5 protein-coding genes and 1 pseudogene are annotated in these 11,233 nt (G+C 75.7%); 2 read left to right on the plus strand and 4 right to left on the minus strand.

The genetic code is table 11. The features are described from left to right. Positions 1-133: 133 nt before the first annotated feature. From ACZ4M8_RS11670 to ACZ4M8_RS11685, 4 genes are all read right to left on the minus strand, one after another. Positions 134-2,263 carry a serine/threonine-protein kinase gene (locus ACZ4M8_RS11670; RefSeq protein ID WP_467605838.1) on the minus strand — a complete coding sequence of 710 codons (2,130 nt, stop codon included), beginning with the start codon at positions 2,261-2,263 and terminating at the stop codon, positions 134-136. Between the two features lie 21 nt (positions 2,264-2,284). Continuing rightward, positions 2,285-4,456, minus strand: coding sequence for a protein kinase domain-containing protein (locus ACZ4M8_RS11675; RefSeq protein ID WP_467605840.1), 2,172 nt, complete (start codon positions 4,454-4,456; stop codon positions 2,285-2,287). Positions 4,457-4,460: 4 nt separating this feature from the next. Further along, entirely contained in the window at positions 4,461-5,330 is an 870-nt protein-coding gene (locus ACZ4M8_RS11680; RefSeq protein ID WP_467605842.1) for a protein kinase family protein, read from the minus strand. Between the two features lie 124 nt (positions 5,331-5,454). Next, the gene (locus tag ACZ4M8_RS11685; protein WP_467605843.1) at positions 5,455-7,209 is read right to left on the minus strand and encodes a PP2C family protein-serine/threonine phosphatase; all 1,755 of its coding nucleotides are present in this window, start codon (positions 7,207-7,209) and stop codon (positions 5,455-5,457) included. A 355-nt stretch (positions 7,210-7,564) separates the two neighbouring features. Here ACZ4M8_RS11685 and ACZ4M8_RS11690 point away from each other — a divergent pair. Both ACZ4M8_RS11690 and ACZ4M8_RS11695 read left to right on the plus strand, forming a co-directional pair. Beyond that, positions 7,565-9,059: pseudogene (locus tag ACZ4M8_RS11690) on the plus strand (glycoside hydrolase family 76 protein). Positions 9,060-9,453: 394 nt separating this feature from the next. Then, positions 9,454-11,082, plus strand: coding sequence for a VanZ family protein (locus tag ACZ4M8_RS11695; RefSeq protein WP_467605846.1), 1,629 nt, complete (start codon positions 9,454-9,456; stop codon positions 11,080-11,082). The last annotated feature ends 151 nt before the right edge of the window (positions 11,083-11,233 follow it).

Raw genomic sequence — 11,233 nt, forward strand, 5'->3', positions numbered from 1 at the left:
AAGCCCGGTGGACGTGGGCGGTCGGCCACCACCGGAGTCCCCGGGGCGGCACACGGGCCGCCGCCCCGGGAGCTTCCTGCCTCCGCGCGGACGCGGGCCCGCGTCCGCCGGACCCGCACCCGCCGGGCCCGCCTCAGAACACCCGGAGCGCCACCAGCGCGCCGGAATTCAGGACGAACAGCCGGTTCCCGTCGCCCGCCGCGGTCCGGCCGGTGCCCTCCTTGAGGGGGTAGACCTGCCCCTGGGCGAGACCGTCGCTGTTGCGCGGCCAGCCGCTCACCCCGGTGTCGCGGCTCTCCACCACCCACACGCTGCCCGCCTGCACGACCGGCGGCTGCCACGGCGGTGTCACCCCGGCCAGCATCGTGGTGACGTTCGCGTCGGAGCCGTCGGCGCGCAGCGACCGCAGCGCGTCGCCGTCGACGGCGTACACCACCCCGGCGGCCACCGCCGGCGGCCCGAAGCCGTACACCCCGCGCCGGATCGGCTGCATGGCGGGCTTGTTCCACCGCACCGCGCCGTCGCGCGCGCCGACCGCCGCCAGGGTGTGCCCGCCCAGGTACACCGTGCCGTTGTCGATCACCGGCCGCAGCGCGCCCGCGGCCTGCCCCTTACGGACCCATGCCCGCCCGCCGTCGGCGGCGCGTACCGCGCACACATCGCCGGCGGACGTGCAGAGCACCAGCACCCCGGCGCCGAGCGCCGCCGCCGGGCGGCCGCCGGTCAGCGGCAGCGGCGGCCGCCGCGTCCACCGCACCGACGCGTCAGCCGTCCGCACGCACCGCAGCTCGCCCTCGGACGTCAGGACGTACACATGGGCGGCGTCGGCGGCCAGCAGGGTGTTCACCGCGGCGTCGGCGGTCCACCGGGGCTCGCCCGTCGCGGCGACGTAGGTGCGCAGCACGCCGTCGCCGTCGGCGGTGGCCACCAGCCGGTCGGCGACCGAGAGATAGCCCGCGTCGGCCCGCGCCTCCCCGGCCCGCCACCGCTCCTTGCCGTCCGCGACCCGCCGCGCCGCGATCCCGCCGCCCGCCGCCGCGAAGACCACCACGTCCCGTACCGGCAGCGGCGCCGGTGAGCCCGCGTCGGCCACGCCCTCCTCCGGACCCCACAGCGCCTGCGGCGCTCCGGAGCCGCCGCTGCCCAGCTCCGCGGGGCGCACCGAGGCGGCCGACGGGATGTCGAACGGGTCGGCGACGGCCGCGGGCCCGCCGTCCGAGAGCCACCACACCGCACCGCCCGCACCCGCCGCCACCAGGGCGCCGCCGCCCGCCAGCAGCCCCAGCAGCCGCCGCCGCGACGGCTGCGCGGCGGGCACCACCGTCACCGCCGAACCGTCCGCCGCGCCGGTGGCGTCCGGCACCACCGTCGGCGGGGCCTGCCCGGCCATCTTCCGCGCCGCCGCCTCCCGGTCGCGGATGTCCTGGGCGTACGGCCCCGACTTCCACAGCCGGACGCCCCGCTGCGGCGCCCGCGCCGCCTCGGCGACCTGGGCGGGCAGCGGCCGCGCCGCCGGATCCTTCGCGAAACACGGCTCGACGAGGTACCGCAGCGGCCCCGGCACCAGCGTCAGGTCCGGGGAGCCGTGCACCACCTTGTAGAGGATCGCGGTGACCTCGGCGCCCGTGTACGCCGGGCGGCCGCTCGCGGCGAAGGCCAGCACCGCGCCGAGCGAGAAGACGTCGGCCGCCGGACCGACGCGCCGGCCCAGCACCTGCTCCGGCGCGCCGTACCCCGGTGTGACCGGGATCTGACCGGTCCGGGTCAGCGTCAGCCCGTGCTCGGGGCGGGCGATACCGAAGTCGATGATGCGCGGGCCGCGCGAGGTCAGGACGACGTTCGACGGTTTGAGGTCGCGGTGGACGAGACCGGTGGCGTGGATGTCGGTGAGCGTGACGGCCAGCGCCCGCGCCGTCTCCCGCAGCAGCGCCTCGTCGAGCGGCCCGTGCCGCGCCACCGCGTCGTCCAGCGTCGGCCCGGCCAGGAACTCCGAGGCGATCCACGGCCGCCCCGACTCCAGCTCCGCGCCCAGGACCCGGGCGACGCCCTCGCCGGTCACCGCCCGCGCCGTCTGCGCCTCCCGGACGAACCTCTCGACCAGATGCCGGTCGTGCGCCAGCTCGGGCAGCAGCACCTTGACGGCCGCGGGGCGCCCCGCGGCGTCCCGCCCGAGGTACACCTTGCCCATACCGCCCTCACCGAGCACCCCGACGATGCGGTACGGGCCGAGGCGGAGCGGGTCTCCGGCGCCGAGTGTTCTCACTTCTGTCCCCCTGGTGGATGCTCAGGCCAGTGGCAGCGCGAACGTCGCGCGCTCCTCGCGGAGATAGAGCTTTCCGCGCTCGTGATCGGCGGTCAGCGCCGTCGCGTCGGTGGGGAACGTCCACACCGCGGTACGGCTGCGGATCTCCACCGCGCGCAGCCCCTTGTCGTCGAGGCTGTAGACGTACTTCCGGCCGACGGCGGGCGGCACCACACGGTTGAGGCGACGGCCCTTGAGGTTCTTCTCCGCCCAGTTCAGGCTGCCGGTCACCGCGTCGATGGCGATCAGCCCGCGGTCGCCCTCGGTGCAGTACAGGATCCCGTCGTGGAGGACCGGCGCGCCGTAGACCCGCTTCTCGCCCGTGTTGCCGCCGGCGTTGCGGTCGTTGCCGAAGAGCCACCCGCCGTCGCCGTCGGTCAGCTTCCGGGCGCTGACCGCCTCGTCGGTGAGGTAGACGAACCGGTCGTCGACCACCAGCTCGGACGGCGGTTCACCCGAGTACGGGGCGGAGAGCGTCCACAGCGCCTTGCCGTCCTTGAGGGAGTACGGCGTCAGCCGGACGAAGTGGATGCCCGCGTCGGAGCGGGACACCACCAGCCGGTCACCGACGACCTCCCCGCGCAGCATCGGCGGCAGATAACCGTCGTTCGCCGCGTCCACCTGCGTACGCCACCGCACCTTGCCGCTGCGCAGATCGAGGGCGAGGACGTACCAGCGGTCGGGGGAGACCGTGCGGGCCACCAGATAGGCGGTCCGGTCCACCACGCACAGCAGTTGGTTGCGGTTCTCGGCGCCGCGGTACTCCGCCAGCTCCGCCAGCGGCTCGCCGGGCTGCCCGTCGGACGGGTCGAGCAGGCACACCGCGAGCTTCCTGCCCTCCCTGCGGTCGCGCAGCGCGTAGAGGTCGGTGCCGTCGCTCGCCCACCGCCAGGCGTCGGAGACGTTCGCCTGCCAGGTGCCCTCGCCGCTCTCGGGGTTGACACCGCAGACCACGACGCCCGCGGGCATCGCCAGCCCGTGCTTGGTCGACACCACCGCGCCGTCCCGGTCCGGGGTGCGCCCGGGGAACGTCCACAGCCGCGTCGGCGGCTTCGCCGGCTTCGGCGCCGGAGCGGCATCGTCGCCGCCGCCGTCGCCACCACCCCGGCCCAGCCACGCCCACAGCCCGCCCGCGACCCCGGCGCCCGCGACGACCCCGCCGGCGGTCATCGCCAGCATGCGGCGGCGCGACGGTCCGGCCGCCGCACCGGGCAGCGTCACCGGGCCCGGCGGCGCGTCGGGCGGCGGCGGCGCCTGCCGGGGCGGCGGCTGCCGCCACACGTCGTAGGCGCGTCGCGCGATCAGCCGCAGCACCCCGTCCGGCAGCACCTCCGCGAACACCCGCGGCGCCCCGCCCGGCACCAGCGCGGCGGCCAGCTCCCCGGTCGTCGGCCGCTGCGCCGGGTCCTTCGCCAGACAGCGGCCGAGCACCGGCACCAGCTCCGGCGGCACCCCGCCGAGGTCCGCCTCGGTGTAGCGGACCCGGTAGAGCAGATCCGTGGGCTGTCCGGAGCCGAACGGGCCGTGGCCGGACGCGGCGAACACCAGCAGCCCGCCGAGCGCGAACACATCGCCCGCCGCCGTGTGTTCCCCGCCGCCCGCCTGCTCCGGCGACATGAACGCCGGCGTCCCCATCGCGGCACCCGCCTGCGTCAGCGGCGCGTCGCCGACCGCGTGCGCCAACCCGAAGTCGATGATCTTCGGCCCGGCCGCCGAGACCAGGATGTTCGACGGTTTGAGGTCGCGGTGCACCACCTCCGAGCGGTGCAACTGCCCGAGCCCCTCGGCCAGCGCCGCGCCCAGCGCCCGCACGGCCTGCTCCGGCAGCGGACCGGCGGCCTCGACCGCGTCGTCCAGCGGCGGCCCGAGCACGTACTCCGTCGCCAGCCACGGCCGCGGCGCGTCCGGATCGGCGTCGTGGACCTGCGCGCCGTGCCGGCCGCCGATCACCCGCGCCGCGTCCGCCTCCAGCCGGAAGCGGGTACGCAGCGCCGGATCCCCGGCCAGCCGCTGGTGCAGCGCCTTGAGCGCGACGGTACGGCCGCCCGCGGTACGCGCCAGATAGACGGTGCCCATCCCGCCGCCGCCCAGCCGGGCCAGCAGCAGATACGGGCCGACGGTCCGCGGATCGTCGTGGAGAAGAGCGGTCAGCATCGGGTCAGCGCACCTCGGGGAGTTCGGCGGCGAGCACCGCGGCCGCCTGGAGGGACAGGGCCGCGACCACCCGGCCCGGCAACGGCACCGGCTCGGCGCCCGCACCCTGCGTGCCCCAGGCCGCGCCCGGCGCCAACTGCGCCAGCACCTGCGCCGGTCCGGGCCGCGCGGCGGGATCCCGCGACAGACAGGCGGTGACCGGCGCCCGCAGCCCGGCGGGCAGCTCCGCCCGCTCCGGCACGGTGTGACCGGTCGCCGCGTACGCCAGCACGGCGCCCAGCGCGTACACATCCGCGGACGCCTGGAGCGTCCCGCCCGCGGCGAGTTCGGGCGCGAGGGTGCCCGCGTCGATACCGGGCAGTCCGGCCCGCGGCGCGCCCTCCGGCGCCGCCGCGCGCACCGCGCCGAAGCACGAGAGCAGCGGCCCGTACGCGGTGAGCAGCACCGACGAGGGACTCAGCCCGCCGTGCACCACACCCAGGACGTGCGCCGACGCCAGCGTTTCGGCGAGCGCCGCGCCGAGCGAGCGCACCGCCTCCTCCGGCAGCGGACCGCCGCAGGCGTCGAGGGCCTCCGGCAGGGGCAGCACCGGACGGTAGGGCGAGGCGTACCAGGGGAACGCGGCGCTCCCGCCGGTCTGCGCCACCGGCCACAGTCCGGGCTGCGCCAGCTTCCCGGCCCACTGCGCCTCGGCCGCCCAGCGCCCCGGATCGGCGCCCGGGAGGGGGAGACCGATCAGCACCGTCCGCGCCCCGTCGGCGCTGCGCGCCAGATAGCGGCGTTCGGGAACGTCCTGCCGCGCGGCCGGATCCAGCCGCGCCAGCGTCACGAATTCCCCGATTCGCGGCGGATCGTCCTGCCGCAGCCCTTCCATACCGTCTCCCCGTCGTCCAGCACCGGCACGCGAGCCTACCCGGCGGTCGCGGGGCCCGGCGGCCGGGGTGAGCCCGCCGGACCCGGAGCGGCGGGCCGCGGGCCGGACAGGACGTACCGGCCGGTCAGCCCGGCAACGGGTGGGTGCGGATACGGGACGCGAGCACGGCGATGTCGTCCTCCGCGTCCGCGCCGAAGCGGTTCAGCACGTCGTCGAGCAGCTCCTCCAGCCGCCCGCTCGGCGGCATCCGCAAATCGGCCAGCCGGGCCACGGAGTCGTCGATGGCCTCGTCACGCCGCTCCACCAGCCCGTCGGTGTACATGAACAGCACCGTCCCCGGACCGCACGGCAACTCCTGTGTGCTGTACGCGCCGCAGCCGGTGCCCAGCGGCGGGCCGACGGGAATGTCGGCGATCCGGGTGCCGCCGGGGCCCTGCTCGATGAAGACCGGCGGCAGATGCCCCGCGCTGGCCACCTCGCACACCCCCGCCGGGCGGTCGACGACGGCGAGCAGACAGGTGGCGGCGCGGTCGAGACCGGAGCGTTCCACCATCGCGTCGAGCCGTTCCAGGATCTGGTGCGGCGGCAGATCGTCCTCGGCGAGCAGCCGCAGCAGCGAGCGGTAGTGGCTCATCGCGACGGCCGCCTCCACGCCGTGCCCCATCACATCGCCCATCACCTTCAGATGCCGCCCCTCGCGCAGCGGCACGACGTCGAACCAGTCGCCGCCCACCAGTACATCGCGTTCGGCGGGCAGATAGCGGGTCGCGATCTCGATGTGCGGATGCTGTCCGCGCGGCTCGGACAGCAGCGCGCGCTGCAACTCCAGCGCGATGGACCGCTCGTGGGCGTACCGCAGAGCGTGCTCCAGATCGACGGCGGTGCGCCCGGCCAGCTCCCGCGCGACGACCAGGTCCTCCTCCTCGGTGAAGGCGGGGGAGTCGCCCGTGCGGCCCAGTTCGAGGACGCCCTGCGGGGTGCCGCGGGCGGTCAGCGGCACGACGAGCATCGAATGCAGCCCCAACGCCCGGTAGGCGGCGCCCCGTTCGGGCGCCGGACCGCTGGTGCGCAGCTGTACGTCGGTGGGGTGCGTCAGCACCGGCTGATTGGTCACCAGGGAACGCTGGACGGCCGAGTCGCTCTGATAGTCGATGTACGCGCCCGGCTCCTCGAACCTCCCCAGCGCCACCGCGCGGTCGCGTGCGGTCATCGCCAGCGCCGCCCGGCGCAGCCGCAGCACCCCGGGCGGCGCGGGCCGCACCGCGTGCCCGATGTCCGGCGGCAGCACCGCGACGGTCGCGATGTCCGCCAGCACCGGCACCACGAACTCCGCCAGCTCCCGGCAGGTGGTGTCGACGTCGAGGGTGGTGCCGATACCGGTGGCGGCGGTGTCCAGCATCGTCAGATAGCGCCGGGCCCGCTCCAGCTCCGCCCGCTGGCGCAGCGCCGAACTGATCTCCCGCACGAGGCCCAGCACCCCGACGGGGACGCCGTCCGCCTCGATCCGGTGGTAACTGCCCCGCCAGAACCGCCGCCGGGATTCCTCCCGGTGCCGGGTCGTCCCGCTGAAGGTGATCTCGCGCGGCTCCCCGTCGGCGAGCACGGCCCGCAGCACCTCCCGCCGCTCGTCGCCCTCCGGCAGCACCTCCGCGACGCTCCGCCCGAGGTGCCCGGCGGCCGGAATGCCGTTGATACGGGCCTGGGCGGGGTTGATGTACCGGTAACGCAGCGCGGTGTCGTGGACGGTGACGCCGACCGGCGCCCCGTCGAAGAGGGCGGCGAGGACGGCGCCGGGGAACGGCACCCCGCCGGCCTGCGCATCGGCCTCCACGGCGACCTCCAGAAACGGGCAGGGACCGCCCGCCGCCCGGTCCTCCATCGTCCGGCCCGCCGCCGCTCCCCGCATCCCCGCCGACGCCGGGCGGGTGACACGCGGGCGCGCCGGGCGGACGCGCCCGGCAGTGGCGCACGCGCGGGACGCGGCGCCGGACGGGCCCCGGCCTCCGCCCGCGCCCTCCCGGCACGCGCCGCGCCGGACGCGTGGGGACGCGCCCGCCCGCCGGCCCGCGCCGCGCCGGACCGGCCAGTACCGCCCGCCGCGCCGCCGTTCGGCGCGCCAACCCGCCCTCTCGGCAAGGAACTTGACGCCGGGCGAGCCCCGGACCTTGAGTTGGGGGCGCAACGGCGGGGCCGCCGCCCGGCGCCCCTGCGCGACCCGACGACGAGGAGTCCGTATGACACCGACCCCGGACAGACGAACCGGCGCGGCACCGCCGTCCCCGCGGCGCGCGGCCGTGCGGCGGGCGGCCGCCGCGCTCGCCGCCGCGGGGCTGATCGCCGCCGTCGCGGCGCCCGCGCCCGCCGCCGCGGCGGACGGCGGGATCTGCAACAGGTTCTGCGACGCCCGCGACCCCGCGAACGCACTCGGCGACCGCGCGCCGGTCACCACCACGCTCCACGGCCGGACGGTCGCCCTGCACGTCGACGACGGCAGCGCCATGACCTTCGGCACGCTGGACAACGTTGTCGAAGGGGACCGGGTCTGGGTGGACCGCTCCTTCGACGGCGGCCGCACCTGGGACGGCGGCAGCCGTCTCGGCGACACCGCCGCCCCCGCCGGCGTCGGCGGCTGGCGCACCGGCATGTACAACGTCGACGACTGGAACACCGGACGGATCGGCGCACTCCGCGCCTGCGCAGCTGTCACCGGCGACGACGCCATCGCCTGCACCGGCTGGGCCCGCTCCGACTGGAACAGCGCCGACCGCCACCGCGCTGATGATGTCCTACGACCGCGGGGCCAGCCTCTTCGGCGGAGACGGCTGGTGGACCGGGGCCAACGCCCTGACCGCCCTCATCGACACCATCCGCCGCACCGGCGTCAAGAGCTACGCCTACGCCGTCGAGGAGACGTACGACAAGAACAAGGACCGTACCGACGGCGGACGCCTGGGACAGTTCCGCAACGAGTACCTCGACGACACCGGCTGGTGGGGGCTTGCCTGGGTCAAGGCGTACGACCTGACCGGCGACGCCCGCTACCTCGACACCGCGCGCGCCGACGCCGATCACATGGCCGGCTACTGGACCGGCAAATGCGGCGGCGGCGTCCAGTGGAAGACCGACACGGCGTACAAGAACGCCGTCACCAACGAGCTGTACATCGCCCTCAACGCCGCGCTCCACAACCGCACCGCCGGCGACACCCGCTATCTCGACCGGGCGACCAGCGGCTGGAACTGGCTCCGCGGCAGCGGCATGATCAACGGAAATCACCTGGTCAACGACGGCCTCAACGACTCCTGCCAGAACAACGGCCAGCCGACCTGGACCTACAACCAGGGCGTGATCCTCGGCGGTCTCGCCGAACTGCACAAGGCCACCGGCGACGACCAACTGCTGCGCAGCGCCCGCGAACTGGCCGACGCCTCCACGGGCTCGGGCGACCTCAACCCGGGCGGGATCCTGCGCGAGCCGGGCGAGTCCGGCGGCTGCACCGGCGACGGCCCCAGCTTCAAGGGCGCGTACGTCCGCGGTCTCGGCGCCCTCAACCGGGAGCTGGACGGCCACCCGTACGACGGCTACCTCAAGAAGCAGGCGGACACCGCCTACGCCAAGGACCGCAACGCGCTCGACCAGTACGGCCCGCACTGGAACGGCGACCGCGGCGACGGCCCCGGCTACGGTTGCCAGCACTCCGCGGTGGACCTGCTGAACGCGGCACCGTAGGACACCCTCCGGGCCCGGCCGCACCCCTTCCTCCGCCCGGCGCGCAGGGAGTGGTGCGGTACCTCCCGATTCGCCGCCGGGGGAGGAAACGGGCAGGTCGCGAGGGGTGCGCAGGAGTTTCCCGGCGGGGCCGTCCGTCTGAAAGGATCGTGTGGGGGCCCGGCCCTGTCCGGCCGTGAGGTACCGCTGTGACCCCGTATGCCGGGGCGGGCTCCCGCGATCCTTGCCGTGAAGATGACAGGACATAAATGAACCTCGGGACCTTCCTCCCCACAGGAAACGTCCGGCCGGCGGTGCGGTACGCGGTGGCGGACCGCCGCAGCGCGCCACCACCGTCGGGCGGACGGCCGGCGGACGGGGCGTGTGCCGCCACGGCGGCGGGGGAGGGCGCACGATGACCGGCGCCTACCTCCTCCCGCTGAACACAGCGGCGATGCTCTTCCCCGCCCTGGCCCTGTTCCTGTCGGTGCCGGTGGCGATCGTCCTCTACCGCCGCCACGGCATCATGACCCGCTGGCGCACCCTTTCCATCTTCGCGTTCGTGTACTTCGCCGTCTCGGCGCTCTGCCTCGTGGTGGTGCCGCTGCCGAGCGGAGCCGTGGACGTCTGCCAGGCGTTCCCGACCTTCCGGCATCCGCAGTGGACGCCGGGGATGTTCGTCGCCGACATGTGGAAGGAGGCCCACCACCAGGTCTCCTTCGACGCGCTGATCCTGCACAACTCGGCGTTCTGGCAGACGGTCTTCAACCTTCTCCTGCTGCTGCCGCTGGGCATCTTCGTCCGGCTGCACTTCCGGCGCGGGCTGCTCGCCGCGACCCTCGCCGGGTTCGGCGCGTCCCTCTTCTTCGAGCTGACCCAGTTCACCGGGTTGTGGGGGATCTACCCCTGCCCCTACCGGCTCTTCGCGGTGGACGATCTGCTCGCCAACGCGGCCGGTGCGTCGCTGGGCTGGTTCGTCGTCGCGCCGCTGGCCCGTCTGCTGCCGGAGCTGGACACCCTGGACGACCGGGCGCTGGCCGCCGACGCCAAGGTCCCGTTCGGCCGCCGGCTCGTCGCGATGCTGCTGGACCTGTCCGGACTGGTGGCACTGGGCCTGCCGGTGACCTTCGCGGTGTTCTACCTCGGTATGGACGCGGAGGCGCTGCTGCTGCCGCTGGCGCTGGTCGTGCTGTGGTTCGTGGTGGTGCCGTGGCTGATCGGCGCCACACCGGGCAAGCGCGTCCTGCTGCTGCGGCTGACGACCCGGGACGGGGGACGGCCGGGCATGGGCGCCCTGGCCCTGCGGGCGGGACTGCTCGCCCTGCCGCCGGTCTTCCCGGTGCTGTCCGTGGTGGTGTTCGGCCTGTGGCTGGCCGGTACGGACGTGATGGGCAGCGAACTGGGCGTCCTGGCCGTGATGGCGGTCCTGGGCATCTCCTCGCTCTTCAGCGCCGGACTGGTCATCTGGTCCGTCCGGGGCGCCCGCCGCCACCCCGAGGGCCTCGGCCGCCACGAGATCTGGTCCGGCGTCATCAACACACCCCTCCCGCACGGCCGCGCCCGCAAGCGGAAGGCAGCAGCCGGTACGCCGGGGGCGCCCGCAGGCCCCAGAACGGGAATCCCAGGTCCCGGGGCGGGCGTCGCCGCCGCGGAGAAGGCGGGAGCCGGTGCGGTCACCGGCGACGCGGGGGCCGAGGCCGCCGGGCCCGGGAAAGCTGTGTCCGCGAAGCCGGCCGGGTCCGCGTCCGGGAAGCCCGCCGGGCCCGCGGAGGCTACGCCCGCGAACCCGGCCGGGCCCGAGGGCCCTGCGGGGGCGGCCGAGCCCGCGGGGGAAAAGCCGGCGGAGCCCGTGAAGGCCGCCGGGTCCGCCGAGCCGAAGCCCGCGGAGCCCGAGGCCGAGCCCGGAAGTGAGAAGCCGGCCGGGCCCGGGGCCGAGCCCGAGGCCGGGAAGCCTGCCCGTTCCGCGTCCCTGCCGTCACAGACCCCCGGCCCCGACGCCGCGGCCACCCCCGCCTGTGAGACGAAGACCCCCACCGGACCGTGACCGCCAGGCACGCGGCGGCGGACGCTTGCTCCGCCGCCGCGTGCCTGGAACGGCCGCGTGCCTGGAACGGCCGCGTGCCTGGAACGGCCGCGTGCCTGGAACGGCCGCGTGCCTGGAACGGCCGCGTGCCTGGAACGGCCGCGTGCCCGTA

Source organism: Streptomyces sp. NPDC027185, assembly GCF_055567035.1.